We start from the raw sequence: 16,785 nt of genomic DNA, 5'->3' as shown, positions 1-16,785 counted from the left end.
GAAATCTACGAAAGCTCGAGGATCACAAAAAGCTCTGCGGATCGACGTCCACTTCCAGCTTCAGGTTGCCTGTCGGCTTCGGACAGACCGCGAGCCAGTTGCGCAGATAGTCCGACAGATCGAAACCGCGCGCCGATTTCACCAGGATGCGAAAGCGGTAGCGGCCCTTGATGACGGCGAGCGGTGCTTCGGCGGGACCGAGCACGACGACGCGCTCGTCGCGCGGCGCTAGCGCGACAAGCTTGCGGCCGAAGCCTTCGGCGCCCGGGCGATCGCCGGCGGAGATGATCAGGCTGGCGAGCCGGCCGAACGGCGGATAGAGCGTCTTCTCGCGCAGCTCGATCTCGCTGTCGTAGAAGGCCTCGCGATCGCAGGCGATCAAGGCCCGCATCACGGGATGATCGGGCTGGTGGGTCTGGAGATAGCCGACGCCGCGGCCCTGCTCGCGGCCGGCGCGGCCGATCACCTGGTTGAGCAATTGCCAGGTGCGCTCGGCCGCGCGCGGGTCGCCGTTGGAAAGGCCGAGATCGGCATCGACCACGCCGACCAGATTGAGCCGCGGAAAGTTGTGACCCTTGGCCACGAGCTGCGTGCCGATGATGATGTCGACGCGGCCCTCCGCGATCTCGGCGAGCTCGCTTCGCATCGTCTCGATCGAGGTGATGAGATCGCTCGACAGCACCATGGTGCGGGCTTGCGGGAACAGCGTGGCCGCCTCCTCCTGCAGGCGCTCGACGCCGGGGCCGACCGCGACCAGCGATTCCTCGGCCGAACAGTTCGGGCAGATGTGCGGGCGCGGCATCGAGAAGCCGCAATGGTGACAGACCAGGCGCTGACGGAAACGATGATCGACCAGCCAGGCATCGCAGATGGTGCAGGCGAAGCGATGGCCGCAGGCACGGCACAGCGTCAGCGGCGCATAGCCGCGGCGATTGAGGAACAACAGCGCCTGCTCGCGCCGCTCGATCGCGGTCCTGATCTGCCCGGCAAGCCGCGGCGAGATGAAGCGGCCGCGCGCGGGCGGCTCGCGGCGCAGGTCGATGGCCTCGATATGCGGCATGTGCTGGCCGCCGAAGCGCGAGGGCAGCGCGATGCGCTGATAGCGGTTCTTGCGCGCATTGACCTCGGATTCCACCGACGGCGTCGCGGAGGCCAGCACGACCGGGATCTTTGCGATATGCCCGCGCACCACCGCCATGTCGCGGGCGTGGTAATGCACGCCGTCGTCCTGCTTGTAGGCCTGGTCGTGCTCTTCATCGACGACGATGAGGCCGAGATTGGCGTAAGGGAGAAACAGCGCCGAGCGCGCGCCGACCACGACCGGCGCTGAACCTTCGGAGATCGCGGCCCAATTGCGCGCGCGGGTGCGCGGGGTCAGCTCCGAATGCCACTCGATCGGCCGTACGCCAAAGCGCTGCGCAAAGCGGTCGAGGAACTGGCCGGTGAGCGCGATCTCCGGCATCAGGATCAGCGCCTGCTTGCCGCGACGGACCACCTCGGCGACGGCCTCGAAATAGACCTCGGTCTTACCCGAGCCGGTGACGCCGTCGAGCAGCGCGACGTGGAAGGTGCCGTTGGCCGCGAGCGCGCGCATGGTGTCGACGGCCGCGCGCTGCAGCGACGTGAAGTCCGGCCGGCCGAATTCCGGATCGGGCGCCGGCGGCGGAGGCGGCGGCGGCATCGGCTCCACCGTGAGCGTGCCTTCATCGACGAGGCCGTCGATCACGCCTGCGGAGACGCCGGCTTCCTTGGCCGCCTCGGACTTGCCGTGCAGCAGCCGGTCCGACAGCACCGCGATCACGCGGCTCCGCGCCGGCGTCAGACGCTTCGGAGGATCGCCGGTCAGGCGCACGCCGGCGCGCGCCCGCTCCGGGCCGAGATTTTCGCCCATGCGGAGGCACATGCGCAGCACCATGCCGCGCGGGCTCAGCGTGTAATTGGCGACCCAGTCCACCACCGAGCGCAGCTCCGGCTTGAGCGGCGGGATGTCGAGCTTCTCGCTGACCTCCTTGAGGCGGTTGTGTAGGCGCGGATCGGGATTGGCATTCTCGCCCCAGACCACGGCCAGCACCTCGCGCGGACCGAGCGGCACACCGACGAGGTCACCCGCCTTCAGCTCCATGCCGCGCGGCACCTTGTAGGAATAGGTCTGGTCGAGTGCGACCGGCACCAGCACGTCGACCATGCGGGTCGCGGTGGCGGGGGCGGTGCTGTTGCGCGGTGATTGGTCCATGAGCTTTGGAATCGGAACCTTGAGGCCTTGAGGCTAGCGCCGCGCGGCGGCCTTAGCGAACGATAAACGAGTGTGATGCGATATACTGTGCGGAATCACCACGTCCAGAGCGCATGAGCAAAGCGGCCGCCCCACAAATCGAGCTCGCCAGCGCCGATCCCTCGATCGCGCAGGAGATGGCGCGCTGGCTGGCGCATCTCGGCGCCGAGCGGCGGCTGTCGCCGAAGACGCTGGAGGCCTATGGCCGCGACTTGCGGCAGTGCCTGGACTTTCTCTGTGCGCATTGGGGCGAGCGCGTCACGCTCGAGCGATTCGCGGCGCTGGAGGCAACCGACGTGCGCGCCTTCATGGCGATGCGCCGCGCCGACGACATCGCCGGCCGCAGCCTGATGCGCGCGCTGGCGGGGCTGCGTTCGTTCGGTCGCTTCCTCGAACGCGAAGGCAAGGGCAAGGTCGGCGCGCTCTCGGCGATCCGCGCGCCCAAAGTTGCAAAGAGCCTGCCGAAGCCGCTGCCGATGGCATCGGCCAAACGTCTTGCCGACGCCGATGAGCGCGCCGGCGAGGAACGCGAGACCTGGATCCTGGCGCGCGATGCCGCGGTGATGGCGCTCTTGTACGGCTCAGGCCTGCGCATCTCCGAAGCCCTCTCCCTGAAGCGCCGCGAGGTGCCGCGGCCCGGCGAAGGCGACGTGCTGGTCGTGACCGGCAAGGGCAACAAGACCCGTATGGTGCCGGTGCTGCAGAACGTGCTCGCATTGATTCAAGAATACGTTGCGATCTGTCCGTATCCGCTGCCGGCGGAGAGGCCGATCTTCGTCGGCGCACGCGGCGGCCCCTTGAGCCCGCGCATCATCCAGCTCGCGATGGAGCGGCTGCGCGGCGCGCTGGGACTCCCCGACAGCGCCACGCCGCACGCGCTCCGGCATTCCTTCGCCACGCATCTGCTCTCGCGCGGCGGCGACTTGCGCGCCATCCAGGAATTGCTCGGCCATTCCTCGCTGTCGACGACGCAGGTCTACACCGGCATCGATTCCGAGCGATTGCTCGAAGTGTATGCGAGCGCGCATCCGCGGCGCTGAATTGCCGCTGAATTCTGACATGAAGCTGTCATAGCGCTCAGGCCTCTTGCGCAGGCCGCGCGGTTCGGTCAATCGTTGCGGAACCGAAGCGGAGGGGAATCATGAGCGCACATGAAAGCATGGAGCATGCCGAGCACGCCGAACACGCGTCCGGCTCGAACAAGAAGATCGCCCTTCTGATCGCCGTGCTGGCGCTGTTCCTTGCGATCTCGGAGACGCTCGGCAAGGGCGCTCAGACCGAATCGATCAGCAAGAACGTCGAAGCCGCCAATCTCTGGGCGTTCTTCCAGGCCAAGAGCATCCGCCGCACGGTGGTGGTGACCGCGGCGGAGCAGGGCAAGCTGACGCTGGCCGCCGCGGACGAGGCGCAGAAACCCGCCGTGCAGAAGCAGATCGAGGACTGGACCAAGACCGCGCAGCGCTACCGCTCCGAGCCTGAGACCGGCGAAGGCACCGAGCAGCTTGCAGAGAAGGCCAAGCACGCCGAGCACGCCCGCGACGAAGCGACCGCGAAGTACCATCATTTCGAGCTGGCCTCGGCCGCCTTCCAAATCGGCATCGTGCTGGCCTCGGCCACCATCATCACCGGCATGCTGGCGCTCGCCTATGTCAGCGGCGTGCTGACGATCGCCGGCCTGATCATGACCGCGCTCGGCCTGTGGTGGCCGCATCTGCTGCATTTGCATTGAGGGGCGGCGCCCAATCGCGTCAACGTCAATCCCGTCATCCTGAGGTGCGAGGCCTGCGATACAACGCATCGCGGGCGGAGCCTCGAAGGATGAACGGCCGAGCTGCAGCCCCGCGCGGATAGAGACGGGCCGTCGGCCTTCGAGGGCCGCTGAAGAAGCGCCACCTCAGGGTGACGGTGTGAGATGATTGTGCTGACGCTCAGCGCGCCTGGTGCACGCTCTTCCTGAAACGCTGGATCAGACGCAGCGTGCGGGAGGACCAGCCTTCGCCATCGCCGGCGATCAGCTCGCGGATGCGGCGCTTGATCGGGTCGACCAGCTCCGCGGCCTTGGCGCGGATTTTCAGCACCAGGGCGTAGATCCGCTCGAACCAGTGCATCTCCAGAAGCTTGGCGCGCGTGACGTCGAACACGAAGGCGGTGACGCCGACGCCGACGAGCTTCGCGAACACGATCGTGAAGACCGCGCTGGTCCAGTATTCGTGCGCGAGCAGCCACAGGCCGACCAGCTTGAGCGGAAACAGCGGGATGACGGGGACCGCGAACACGACCAGCGTCATGGCCGGCGACAGCGCATCGACGCGCTCCGTCAGCCATTGCTTGAAGCGCGCGAGCGGGATGGCCGCGACGACCTTGGCAACGATCGGCTCGAGATGGTCCCACAGCCAGGCTTCGATCAGGAAGACGATCGCAAGCAGGACCCAGACCGGTTGAAGAAGGCGGCGCAGCATGTGTTTCCCGCCCGGTTCGGCGCTGGGCGCTTCGCTACATATGGATGGCGCGCCTGCCGACCGCAAGCGCGGCTTCCTTGACGGCCTCCGAGCGGGTCGGATGGGCGTGGCAGGTGCGCGCGAGATCTTCCGCACTGCCGCCAAATTCCATGAGAACGCACGCTTCATGGATCATTTCGCCGGCTTCGCGGCCGATAATGTGCACGCCAAGCACGCGATCGGTCTTGGAATCAGCGAGAATTTTCACAAACCCGTCAGTGGTCTGGTTGACCTTGGAGCGGCCGTTGGCGGTGAACGGGAACTTTCCAACCGTATAAGCCACGCCCGCCTGCTTGAGTTCCTCCTCGGTCTTGCCGACGGAGGACACTTCCGGCGTGGTATACACGACGCCCGGGATCACGTCGTAATTCACGTGGCCGGCCTGGCCGGCGATGATCTCGGCGACCGCAACACCTTCGTCCTCGGCCTTGTGCGCCAGCATGGGCCCAGCGACGACGTCGCCGATGGCATAGACGCCCTTCAGGCTGGTGGCGAAATGCGGATCGATCTGCACCCGGCCGCGCGAATCCAGCGCGACGCCGGCTTCCTTGAGGCCGAGACCGTCGGTGTAGGGCGTGCGGCCGATGCAGACCAGCACGACGTCGGCCTCGATGGTCTCGGCGGCGCCGCCGGAAGCCGGTTCGATTTTCGCGAGCAATGCCTTGCTGTTCACCTCGACGCCGGTCACCTTCGAACCCAGCTTGAATGCAAATCCCTGCTTTTCAAGAATGCGCTGGAATTGCTTGGCGATCTCGCCGTCCATGCCGGGCAGGATGCGATCGAGGAATTCGACCACCATGACTTCGGATCCGAGCCGGCGCCATACCGAGCCGAGTTCGAGCCCGATCACGCCGGCGCCAATGACCAGCAATCTGCCTGGCACCTTCTCCAGCGACAGCGCGCCGGTCGAAGACACGATGCGCTTCTCGTCGATGTCGATGCCCTTGAGGCGCGCGATGTCGGAGCCGGTGGCGATCACGATGTTCTTGGTCTCGACCACCTGCGACTTGCCGTCGGCGGAGACCTCGACTTTGCCCGTGCCTAAGATCTTGCCGGTGCCCTTGAGCACGTCGATCTTGTTCTTCTTCATCAGGAACTCGACGCCCTTGACGTTGCCGTCGATGCCCTGCTGCTTGAAGTTCATCATCGCGGGCAGATCGAGCTTCGGCGCGGAAACGCTCACGCCCATCTTGGCGAAGGAATGGCCGGCTTCCTCGAACATCTCGGAGGCGTGCAGCAGCGCCTTCGACGGCATGCAGCCGACATTGAGGCAGGTGCCGCCGAGGGTTGCGTTCTTTTCGACCACGGCGACTTTCATGCCGAGCTGGCTCGCGCGCACCGCGCAGACATAACCGCCCGGTCCGGTGCCGATGACGACGAGATCGTAGGTAGCCATGAGAGAAAGTCCCGTAAGGTTAGGCGTGGTGAGGATGTGTCAGCGTCCGCGCGGCGCCTCAGCGTCCGCCGGACACATCGAGAATGGCTGAGGTGACGTAGGAGGCCTCGTCCGAGATCAGCCAGACGATGGCATTGGCGATTTCGTCGGCGGTGCCGACGCGCTTCATCGGCACCAGATGGGCCAGGCGATGGGCGCGGTCGGGCTCGCCGCCGGCGGCGTGGATCTCGGTGTCGATCAAGCCGGGACGGATTGCGGCGACGCGGATGCCCTCGCCCGCGACCTCATGGCCGAGGCCGACGGTGAAGGAATCGACCGCGCCCTTGGACGCGGCGTAGTCGACATAGGTGTTGGGCGCGCCGAGACGCGCTGCGACCGAGGACAGGTTGACGATGACGCCGCCCTTGCCGCCGTGCTTGGTCGACATCCGCTTCACCGCCTCGCGCGCGCAGAGGATCGAGCCGGTGACGTTGACCGCCATCACGCGATGGATGCGCTCGGCCGACATCTCGTCGACGCGCACGCCGCTCTTGCCGACGATGCCGCCATTGTTGACGAGCGCCCCCAGCGTGCCGAACTTGTCGGCTTCCTTGAACAGATTGAGGATGTCGCTTTCCTCGGCGACGTCGCATTTCACCGCGATGGCCTTGCCGTTGCTGGCCGCGATCTGCGCGACGACCTCGTCGGCGGCATCCTTATTGCTGGCATAGCCGACCACGACGCGAAAGCCGCGCGCGGCCGCCGCGAGCGCGGTCGCCCGCCCGATGCCGCGGCTGCCGCCGGTGATGACAACGACTTTATCCGTCACGCGCGCCTCCATGGTTCGACACGCGCCGTCGCGTCAGTCGCGACGGCGCTCGCAAGCATCAGCGATCAGAGATCGAGCACCAGGCGCGCCGGATCTTCCAGACTCTCCTTCACGCGGACCAGGAAGGTGACGGCTTCCTTGCCGTCGATCACGCGGTGATCGTAGGACAGCGCCAGATACATCATCGGTCGGACCTCGATCTTGCCGCCGACGACCATCGGCCGCTCCTGGATCTTGTGCATGCCCAAAATGCCGGACTGCGGCGCGTTCAGGATCGGGGTCGACATCAGCGAGCCGTAGATGCCGCCATTGGTGATGGTGAAGGTGCCGCCCTGCATCTCGTCGATCTTGAGCTGGCCGTCGCGGGCGCGGCGGCCGAAATCGGCGATGCTCTTCTCGATGTCGGAGATCGACTTGTGGTCGCAGTCGCGCACCACCGGCACGACCAGGCCCTTGTCGGTGCCGACGGCGACGCCGATGTGATAATAGTTCTTGTAGATCAGGTCGCTGCCGTCGATCTCGGCGTTGACGGCCGGGATGTCCTTCAGCGCCTGCACGACGGCCTTGGTGAAGAAGCCCATGAAGCCGAGCTTGGCGCCATGCTTCTTCTCGAACGCGTCCTTGTAGTGCGCACGCAGCGCCATGACGTTGGTCATGTCGACCTCGTTGAAGGTCGTCAGCATGGCCGCGGTGTTCTGCACGTCCTTGAGACGGCGCGCGATGGTCTGGCGCAGCCGGGTCATCTTGACGCGCTCTTCGCGGGCGGCGTCATCGGCCGGCGACGGCGCGCGGACCTGAACCGCGGCGGCGGGCTGGTTGACCGGGGTCGGCGCGGAGGCGGCGCGCTCGATCGCGGCCAGCATATCGCCCTTGGTGACGCGGCCGTCCTTGCCGGAGCCCGGAACGGTCGAGGCGTCGATGCCGGTCTCGGCCGAGAGCTTACGCACCGACGGCGCGAGCGGCGCGTCGGCCGGCGGCGCCTTCGCGGCAGCGGGAGCCGGCGCGGGAGCAGCGGCGGCAGCGGCAGGCGCAGCAGCCTTGGCCGGCGCGGCGGGCTTGGCGGCGCCGGCCCCGTCGGTGATCTGACCGAGCAGCGCGCCCACGGCAACGGTCGCACCATCGGCAGCGATGATCTCGCTCAGCGTGCCGGCGGAGGGCGCCGGGACTTCGATGGTGACCTTGTCGGTCTCGAGCTCCACCAAGGGCTCGTCGACGGCGACGGGATCGCCGGCCTTCTTGAACCAGCGGCCGATGGTGGCCTCGGTGACGGATTCGCCGAGCGTCGGCACACGAATTTCAGTCATGGTCTCTTCCTTAAGGGATCGCCAGATGCGGTCATGAATTCAGGTGTCATCGGCCGGCGAAAAGCAGGCCATCCAGCGAGCCGGGGCGTTTGCAATCACGCCGCGGCACCTGGATGCCCCGCTCCGGTGCGCCGGTTGCGCACGAGGCGGGGCATGACGCAGTTCAGAAAGTTCAGCTCAGTGCTTCGTCCAGGAACGCCTTCAGCTGAGCCTGATGCTTGGACATCAGACCCGTTGCGGTCGCGGCGGAAGCGGCGCGGCCGACATAACGCGGACGCCGGCTCGCGCCGTTCACCTGGTTCAGCACCCATTCCAGATAGGGCTCGATGAAGTGCCAGGCACCCATGTTGCGGGGCTCTTCCTGGCACCACACCATCTCGGCCTTCTTGAAGCGCGACAGCTCGGCCACCAGCGCCTTCAGCGGCACCGGATAGAGCTGCTCGACGCGCATCAGATAGATGTCGTCGATGCCGCGCTTCTCGCGCTCCTCGTAAAGATCGTAATAGACCTTGCCGGAGCACAGCACGATGCGGCGGATCTTCTCGTCGGGGACGAGCTTGATCGCCTCGTTCGGCAGCATCTGGGCGTCATCATAGAGGATGCGGTGGAAGGTCGTGCCCTTCGCCAGCTCTTCCAGACGCGACACCGCCCGCTTGTGACGCAGCAGCGACTTCGGCGTCATCATGATCAGCGGCTTGCGGATCTCGCGATGCAGCTGCCGCCGCAGCACGTGGAAGTAGTTCGCCGGCGTGGTCGGATAGACCACCTGCATGTTGTCTTCCGCGCACATCTGCAAGTAACGCTCGAGGCGCGCCGAGGAGTGCTCCGGACCCTGGCCCTCGTAGCCGTGCGGCAACAGGCAGACGAGGCCGGACATGCGCAGCCATTTGCGCTCGCCCGAGGAGATGAACTGGTCGAACACGACCTGCGCGCCGTTGGCGAAGTCGCCGAACTGGGCTTCCCACAGCGTCAGCGTGTTCGGCTCGGCGAGCGAATAGCCGTATTCGAAACCGAGCACGGCTTCTTCAGACAGCAGCGAGTTGATGACCTCGTAATGGCCCTGCTCGTGGCCGAGATGATTGAACGGCGTGTAGCGGCTCTCGTCCTCCTGATCGATCAGGACCGAATGGCGCTGCGAGAAGGTGCCGCGCTCCGAGTCCTGTCCGGACAGGCGGACGTGGTGGTTTTCGTTGAGCAGCGAGCAGAACGCCAGCGCCTCGCCGGTGGCCCAGTCGATGCCGTTGCCGCTCTCGATCGCCTTGGCGCGGTTATCGAGGAAACGCTGAATGGTGCGGTGAACGCGGAAGCCGTCCGGCACCTTGGTGATCTTGCGGCCGATGTCCTTCAGCGTGGCGATGTCGACGCCGGTGACACCGCGCCGCGCATCCTCTTCCTGGTCGGCGATCTTGAAGCCCGCCCACTTGCCGTCGAGCCAGTCGGCCTTGTTCGGCTTGTAGGATGTGCCGGCCTCGAACTCGGCATCGAGCCGGGCGCGCCAGTCCGCCTTCAGCTTGTCGACCTCGCCCTCGGTGACGACGCCTTCCGCGATCAAGCGCTTGGAGTAGAGGGTGAGGGTCGAGGGATGGGCCGCGATCCGCTTGTACATCACCGGCTGGGTGAAGGCCGGCTCATCGCCCTCATTGTGGCCGTAGCGGCGGTAGCACCACATGTCGATGACGACGGGCTTGTGGAACTTCTGCCGGAATTCGGTCGCGACCTTGGCCGCGAACACGACGGCTTCCGGATCGTCGCCGTTCACGTGGAAGATCGGCGCGTCGATCATCTTCGCCACATCCGACGGATACGGAGAGGAGCGCGAGTAACGCGGATAGGTGGTGAAGCCGATCTGGTTGTTGACGATGAAGTGCACGGAGCCGCCGGTGCGGTAGCCCTTCAGGTCGGACAGGCCGAAGCATTCCGCGACCACGCCCTGGCCGGCGAACGCGGCGTCGCCGTGCATCAGAAGCGGCATCACCGAGATGCGCATGTCCGGGGGATCGCCGTGCTGGTCCTGCTTGGCCCGGACCTTGCCGAGCACGACGGGATCGACGATCTCGAGATGCGAGGGGTTGGCGGTCAGCGACAGATGGATGCGGTTGCCGTCGAACTCGCGGTCCGAGGACGCGCCGAGGTGATACTTGACATCGCCGGAGCCTTCGACCGCGTCGGGATTGGCCGAACCGCCCTTGAATTCGTGGAACAGGGCGCGGTGCGCCTTGCCCATCACCTGGGTCAGCACGTTGAGGCGGCCGCGATGCGGCATGCCGAGCACGATCTCCTTCACGCCGAGATTGCCGCCGCGCTTGATGATCTGCTCGAGCGCGGGGATCAGGGATTCGCCGCCGTCGAGGCCGAAGCGCTTGGTGCCGGTGAACTTGGTGTCGCAGAACTTTTCGAAGCCTTCGGCTTCGATCAGCTTCTGCAGGATGGCCCTGCGGCCTTCGCGGGTGAACGAGATCTCCTTGTCGGGTCCCTCGATGCGCTCCTGGATCCAGGCCTTCTGCGCGGCGTTGCTGATGTGCATGAACTCGACGCCGAGCGTCTGGCAGTAGGTGCGCTCGCAGATCGCGGTGATCTCGCGCAGAGTGCCGTATTCGAGGCCGAGCACGTGATCGAGGAAGATCTTGCGGTCGAAATCCGCCTCGCTGAAGCCGTAGGTGCGCGGGTCGAGCTCTTCGCGGTTGCGCTGGGCTTCGATGCCGAGCGGATCGAGCTTGGCATGGAAGTGGCCGCGCATGCGGTAGGAGCGGATCAGCATCAGCGCGCGAACGGAGTCGCGCGTGGCCTGAAGCAGGTCGGCGGAGGAGATGTCGGCGCCTTTGGCCTGCGCCTTGGCGGCGATCTTGCTACCGACCGTCTTCTCGACTTCGGCCCAATTGCCGTCGAGGGCGGAGGTCAGGTCATCTTTCGGGGTCAGCGGCCAGTTGTCGCGCTCCCAGGACGGGCCTTCCGCGTTCTTGCTGATGTCAGCAGGTGCGTCGTTGAGGCTCTTGAAGAACTCCTGCCACTCGGTGTCGACCGAGGACGGGTCCTTCTGGTAGCGGGCGTAGATTTCGTCGATGTAGGTGGCGTTGGTGCCCTGCAAAAAGGATGACAGGGCAAAGGCTGCGTTCGCGTCCTGGCGAGACATACTTGAGTTCCTGGCGATTTCGGTTCGCGCATAACAAACGGCGCTGGCGCCGAGCTCCCCCGACAGGGCTCGACGCGACAGGCACCCTTTACCCTATTTGCTGCGAAACTTCGCCCGGAAAAGCACGAAGAAGTGAATTAACCTTTCAACTTTTCGGCAAGCGTATGGCCGAGGCGCGCGGGCGACGGCGACACTGTAATCCCAGCGGATTTCATCGCCTCAGTCTTGGAACCGGCGTCGCCCTTACCGCCCGAGATGATCGCGCCGGCATGACCCATGCGGCGGCCGGGAGGGGCTGTGACGCCGGCGATGAAGCCGACCATCGGCTTCTTGCGGCCGCGCTTGGCCTCGTCCTTGAGGAACTGAGCGGCGTCCTCCTCGGCGGAACCGCCGATCTCGCCGATCATGATGATCGATTCGGTCTTGGGGTCGGCGAGCAGCATCTCCAGCACGTCGATGAACTCGGTGCCCTTGACCGGATCGCCGCCGATGCCGACCGCGGTGGTCTGGCCGAGGCCTTCCTGGGAGGTCTGGAACACGGCTTCATAGGTCAGCGTGCCCGAGCGGGAGACGATGCCGACAGAGCCGGTCTTGAAGATGTTGGCGGGCATGATGCCGATCTTGCACTCGCCGGCGGTCATGACGCCCGGGCAGTTCGGCCCGATCAGGCGCGACTTGGAGCCGATCAGCGAGCGCTTGACGCGCACCATGTCGATCACAGGAATGCCCTCGGTGATGCAGACGATCAGCGGGATCTCGGCATCAATGGCTTCGCAGATCGCGTCCGCCGCGCCTGGCGGCGGCACGTAGATCACCGACGCATCGGCGCCGGTCTTCTCACGCGCCTCGCGCACGGTGTCGAACACCGGCAGGCCCAGATGCGTCGAGCCGCCTTTGCCCGGCGAGGTGCCGCCGACCATCTTGGTGCCGTAGGCAATCGCGGCCTCGGAATGGAACGTGCCGTTCTTGCCGGTGAAGCCCTGGCAGATGACCTTGGTGTTCTTGTCGATCAGGATGGACATGAGGTCTGCTTTCGCGAAACTAACAGAGTGAGAGGGTCAGTGGATGCGGCGGTAGACGCCGGTGAGCACGTCGGCCCAGCCTTCCGCGTCCGGCGAGAACTGGATCTTCATCGAGTAGGAATTGTCGTCGAGGATCTCGTAGACGTGGCGCGCATTGCCGCGGAGCGAGCCGCGCACCAGTGTCAGGGTCTTGCCGTCCCACCCGCCTGAGGCGGGCGAAGGCGGCGTGTAGCCGAGCGAGTCGTACCAGAACAATTTGTAGGTCCGGTCGTCGCGGTCGAAGGTGAAGATGCCGTGGGTGGCGAAGACCTGCTTGCCCTCGCGCATCTGGACCGAGTCCTGGATCAGATAGAACCCGTTGAGATCCATGCGCGCGACGACGCGCGAGGCGGCCGGCCCGCCCGCTGTCCAGCGCGACGGGAAGACCATCTCCTCACCATCCCATTCGCCGGCGAACGCGGCGAGGCGCGCGTGCTCGGGGAGCGGAGATGATGCGGCGAGATGGTCCTGGGCCATGGCGTCAGCCTCCCTTGACGGCCTTCACGATCTTCTGCGCGGCGTCGTCGAGATTGTCGGCGGGCACCACGTTCAGGCCGGATTCACGGATGATCTTCTTGCCGAGTTCGACGTTGGTGCCTTCGAGGCGGACCACCAGCGGCACGCTGAGGCCGACTTCACGAACCGCAGCCGTGACGCCCTCGGCGATCACGTCGCATTTCATGATGCCGCCGAAGATGTTGACCAGGATGCCCTTCACGTTGGGATCGGCGGTGATGATCTTGAAGGCGGCCGCGACCTTCTCCTTGCTGGCGCTGCCGCCGACGTCGAGGAAGTTCGCCGGCGCCATGCCGTAGAGCTTGATGATGTCCATCGTCGCCATGGCAAGGCCGGCGCCGTTGACCATGCAGCCGATATTGCCGTCGAGCGCGACGTAGTTGAGGTCGTATTTCGACGCCTCGATCTCCTTGGCGTCTTCCTCGGTCTCGTCGCGCAGCGCGAGCACCTCGGGGTGGCGGAACAGCGCGTTGTCGTCGAACGACACCTTGGCATCGAGCACGCGGAGCTGGCCCTGCTTGGTCACGACCAGCGGGTTGATCTCCAGCATCGACATGTCCTTGGCGACGAAGGCGGCGTAGAGCTGCGCGGTGAGCTTCTCGGCCTGCTTGGCAAGATCGCCGGAGAGGTTCAGCGCCTTCGCGACCGTGCGGCCGTGATGGCCCATGACGCCGGTGGCAGGATCGACGGAGAAGGTCACGATTTTCTCGGGCGTGTTGTGGGCGACGTCCTCGATGTTGACGCCGCCCTCCGTCGAGACGACGAAGGAGACGCGCGAGGTCTCGCGGTCGACCAGGATCGAGAGGTAGAATTCCTTGTCGATGTCCGAGCCGTCCTCGATGTAGAGGCGGTTGACCTGCTTGCCGGCGGGGCCGGTCTGCACGGTCACTAGGGTTGCGCCCAGCATCTGCTTGGCAAACTCGGAGACTTCAGCAGCCGACTTGGCTATGCGGACGCCGCCTTTGTCGCCGGCGCTAGCTTCCTTGAACTTGCCCTTGCCGCGCCCGCCGGCATGGATCTGGCTCTTCACCACCCAGACGGGGCCGGGCAGCGCCTTGGCGGCGGCTTCGGCGTCGGCAGCCTTGAGCACCGGGACGCCCTTGGAGATGGGCACGCCGAACTCGTTCAGCAGCGCTTTGGCCTGATATTCATGGATATTCATATGGTCGCTCCCTGAACCCGCGGGCGGTGACCCCATGGGCCCACCTCAGTCTTGTGGCTGGCATACCATATACCACAGGAACTGCAACCCGGATTCTTTGACTTCAGATCTCTGGACTAGGAACCCGCCCCCGGCAGCTGGTCCCGGAAGTGAAACCGCCGAAGACCGGTTTCGATCTTCGGCGGGGGTATTGCGCCTTTAGCGGCCGAGAAGATCGGGTGCGATCTTCTTGCAGGCATCGACCAGGCCCTGCACGGCACCGACCGACTTGTCGAAGGCTTCGCGGTCCTTGCCGGCGAGGTCGATCTCGACCACGCGCTCGACGCCCTTGGCGCCGATCACGACGGGCACGCCGACATACATGTCCTTCACGCTGTACTCGCCGTTGAGATAGGCGGCGCAGGGCAGCACGCGCTTCTTGTCCTTCAGATAGCTCTCGGCCATCGCGATCGCGGAGGCCGCCGGCGCATAGAAGGCCGAGCCGGTCTTGAGCAAATTGACGATCTCGGCGCCGCCGTTGCGGGTGCGGTCGACGATCTCGTCGAGGCGCGCCTGCGAGGTCCAGCCCATCTTGACGAGGTCGGGCAGCGGGATGCCGGCGACGGTGGAGTACTTCACCAGCGGCACCATGGTGTCACCGTGACCGCCGAGCACGAAGGCGGTGACGTCCTCAACGGAAACGTTGAACTCGTCGGCGAGGAAGTAGCGGAAGCGGGCCGAATCGAGCACGCCGGCCATGCCGACGACCTTCTTGTGCGGCAGGCCGGAAGCCTTCTGCAACGCCCAGACCATGGCGTCGAGCGGGTTGGTGATGCAGATGACGAAGGCGTCGGGGGCGTACTTTTTGATGCCGGCACCGACCTGCTCCATGACCTTGAGGTTGATGGAGAGGAGGTCGTCGCGGCTCATGCCGGGCTTGCGCGGCACGCCGGCGGTGACGATGCAGACTTTTGCATTGTCGAGCGCCTCATAGGAGTTCGCGCCGGTGTAATGGGCGTCGAAGCCGTCGACCGGCGAGGACTGCGCGATGTCGAGCGCCTTGCCCTGCGGCACGCCCTCGGCGATGTCGAACATCACGACGTCGCCCAGTTCTTTCAGGCCGATGAGGTGAGCCAGCGTTCCGCCGATCTGACCGGAGCCAATCAAAGCAATCTTGTCGCGCGCCATGTGAACCTGTCCTTTAGACACGTAAGGAGGGGAAAACTGAGAGGGGTGGTTATCCCTTTCGCCTCCCCCGTTCAAGTCGCCCAATGCCCAATTGTCGGGCTTGGCGCGGTAGCAGCCAGCATACCGAAGCCGTCATTCCGGGGCGCGACGAAGTCGCAAGCCCGGAATCCATAACCACCAGGGAGTATGGATTCCGGGCTCGCGCTCCGCGCGCCCCGGAATGACGGGCAAGGATAGGACTTAAGTCTCCACCAGCCCCTTGGTCGAGCCGCTGGCGGTGGAATCCTTTCGGCCGTGAGGCAGCGCCAGATAGGATTCCGAGCTCATTTCGATCAGGCGCGAGGCGGTCCGCTTGAACTCCATGGCCTCAACGCCGTCGGTCGCGAGGTAGAGCGAGATCGGGTTGGCGTCGGCCGAGGCCATCAGCTTTACGGCGTTGTCATAGAGCGTATCGATCAGAGTGATAAAGCGCTTGGCCGCGTTGCGCTGGGAGAGGTCCATCACTGGAATATGGTCGACCAGGATGGTGTGATAGTCGTGCGCCAGTCTGAGGTAATCGGATGCACCGAGCGGCTGCTCGCAGAGGTCGGCGAAGGAGAACCGCGCCACGCCATGGGCCGAGCACGGCACGTGCAGGATGCGGCCCTTGATCGAAATGTCGCGCGAGCGGCACTTGGCGCCGCCCGTCATCCGCTTCCAGGCGCGGTCGAGCGCGGCGTCCGCGTCGCCATCGGCCGGCGTCAGCCACATCGGCACGCCCTGCAGCTTCTCCAGGCGGAAGTCGGTGCGCGCATCGAGCCGCGCGACGTCCATGTGGTCGGTGATCTGCTTGATGAAGGGCAGGAACAGCGAGCGGTTAAGGCCGCCCTTGTAGAGATCGTCGGGCGCAACGTTGGAGGTCGCGACCACGACGGTGCCGAGCTCGAACAATTTTGCGAACAGGCGGCCCAGGATCATCGCGTCGGCGATGTCGGTGACGTGGAATTCGTCGAAGCAGAGCAGCCAGCTCTCCTCGAAGATCGCCGTGGCGGTCAGCGCGATGACGTCGCTATCGGCGATCTCGCCGCGCGCGATGCTCTGACGATAATCGTAGATGCGCTCGTGCACGTCGGCCATGAACTCGTGGAAATGCGCACGGCGCTTGTGCTCGACCGATGCGTGCTGGAAGAACAGATCCATCAGCATGGTCTTGCCGCGACCGACCTCGCCATGGATGTAGAGTCCGCGCGGCGCATCATCCTTGTCGCCAGAGCTGAACAGACGGCTGAGCAGGCCCTGCTTACGCTGCGGCTTGTAGGTCGCGAGCCGCTGGTCGAGCGCGGCATAGGCCTGGGCGACCTCGGCCTGCGCGGCATCGGGCTCGATTGCGCCTGACGCAATCTCGGCCTGATACGCTTCGCTGAAAGGGGAACTGGGGGTCGAGAGCATGGCTCTTTCCGCCAGAGACGGCGGAAAATTGCAAGCCGTGAAT

At 65.4% G+C, this 16,785-nt stretch carries 13 protein-coding genes; 2 read left to right on the top strand and 11 right to left on the bottom strand.

Going from position 1 to position 16,785, the window contains the following annotated elements; genetic code table 11:
* Positions 1 to 22: 22 nt before the first annotated feature.
* Positions 23 to 2,233 carry a primosomal protein N' gene (locus HZZ16_RS14285; RefSeq protein WP_197949080.1) on the bottom strand — a complete coding sequence of 737 codons (2,211 nt, stop codon included), beginning with the start codon at positions 2,231 to 2,233 and terminating at the stop codon, positions 23 to 25.
* 113 nt (positions 2,234 to 2,346) lie between these two features.
* Between HZZ16_RS14285 and HZZ16_RS14280 the strand changes: the two genes are divergently transcribed.
* Positions 2,347 to 3,312 (top strand): tyrosine recombinase XerC, encoded by a 966-nt coding sequence (locus HZZ16_RS14280; RefSeq protein WP_197949079.1) that lies wholly within the window; start codon positions 2,347 to 2,349, stop codon positions 3,310 to 3,312.
* A gap of 101 nt (positions 3,313 to 3,413) precedes the next feature.
* Positions 3,414 to 4,001: a DUF4337 domain-containing protein gene (locus HZZ16_RS14275; protein ID WP_197949078.1), complete on the top strand. Its 588-nt coding sequence runs from the start codon at positions 3,414 to 3,416 to the stop codon at positions 3,999 to 4,001.
* Between the two features lie 199 nt (positions 4,002 to 4,200).
* Here HZZ16_RS14275 and HZZ16_RS14270 read toward each other — a convergent pair whose 3' ends face one another.
* The 10 genes from HZZ16_RS14270 to zapE form a co-directional block, all read right to left on the bottom strand.
* Entirely contained in the window at positions 4,201 to 4,731 is a 531-nt protein-coding gene (locus HZZ16_RS14270) for a hypothetical protein (RefSeq protein ID WP_197949077.1), read from the bottom strand.
* A 34-nt stretch (positions 4,732 to 4,765) separates the two neighbouring features.
* A complete protein-coding gene (gene lpdA / locus HZZ16_RS14265) occupies positions 4,766 to 6,166 on the bottom strand; it encodes a dihydrolipoyl dehydrogenase (RefSeq protein ID WP_197949076.1) in 1,401 nt (466 codons plus the stop codon).
* A gap of 58 nt (positions 6,167 to 6,224) precedes the next feature.
* A complete protein-coding gene (locus tag HZZ16_RS14260) occupies positions 6,225 to 6,986 on the bottom strand; it encodes an SDR family oxidoreductase (RefSeq protein WP_197949075.1) in 762 nt (253 codons plus the stop codon).
* Between the two features lie 53 nt (positions 6,987 to 7,039).
* Positions 7,040 to 8,278, bottom strand: a complete 1,239-nt coding sequence (odhB, locus tag HZZ16_RS14255; protein WP_197949074.1) for a 2-oxoglutarate dehydrogenase complex dihydrolipoyllysine-residue succinyltransferase — start codon at positions 8,276 to 8,278, stop codon at positions 7,040 to 7,042.
* Positions 8,279 to 8,450: 172 nt separating this feature from the next.
* Positions 8,451 to 11,408 carry a 2-oxoglutarate dehydrogenase E1 component gene (locus tag HZZ16_RS14250; protein ID WP_197949073.1) on the bottom strand — a complete coding sequence of 986 codons (2,958 nt, stop codon included), beginning with the start codon at positions 11,406 to 11,408 and terminating at the stop codon, positions 8,451 to 8,453.
* A gap of 137 nt (positions 11,409 to 11,545) precedes the next feature.
* Complete coding sequence (sucD, locus tag HZZ16_RS14245) at positions 11,546 to 12,430, bottom strand: succinate--CoA ligase subunit alpha (RefSeq protein WP_122400407.1); 885 nt, start codon at positions 12,428 to 12,430, stop codon at positions 11,546 to 11,548.
* A 36-nt stretch (positions 12,431 to 12,466) separates the two neighbouring features.
* Positions 12,467 to 12,946 (bottom strand): DUF1579 family protein, encoded by a 480-nt coding sequence (locus HZZ16_RS14240; RefSeq protein WP_197949072.1) that lies wholly within the window; start codon positions 12,944 to 12,946, stop codon positions 12,467 to 12,469.
* 4 nt (positions 12,947 to 12,950) lie between these two features.
* Positions 12,951 to 14,147 carry an ADP-forming succinate--CoA ligase subunit beta gene (sucC, locus tag HZZ16_RS14235; protein WP_197949071.1) on the bottom strand — a complete coding sequence of 399 codons (1,197 nt, stop codon included), beginning with the start codon at positions 14,145 to 14,147 and terminating at the stop codon, positions 12,951 to 12,953.
* Between the two features lie 198 nt (positions 14,148 to 14,345).
* Positions 14,346 to 15,314 (bottom strand): malate dehydrogenase, encoded by a 969-nt coding sequence (gene mdh / locus HZZ16_RS14230; RefSeq protein WP_197949070.1) that lies wholly within the window; start codon positions 15,312 to 15,314, stop codon positions 14,346 to 14,348.
* A gap of 240 nt (positions 15,315 to 15,554) precedes the next feature.
* Positions 15,555 to 16,742 carry a cell division protein ZapE gene (gene zapE / locus HZZ16_RS14225; protein WP_197949069.1) on the bottom strand — a complete coding sequence of 396 codons (1,188 nt, stop codon included), beginning with the start codon at positions 16,740 to 16,742 and terminating at the stop codon, positions 15,555 to 15,557.
* Positions 16,743 to 16,785 lie beyond the last annotated feature (43 nt).

This window comes from Bradyrhizobium glycinis, from assembly GCF_016031655.1.
GTDB classification, from domain to species: domain Bacteria; phylum Pseudomonadota; class Alphaproteobacteria; order Rhizobiales; family Xanthobacteraceae; genus Bradyrhizobium; species Bradyrhizobium glycinis.
The sequence above is the reverse complement of the archived record's forward strand: the minus strand, read 5'-3'. Positions and strand labels throughout refer to the sequence as shown.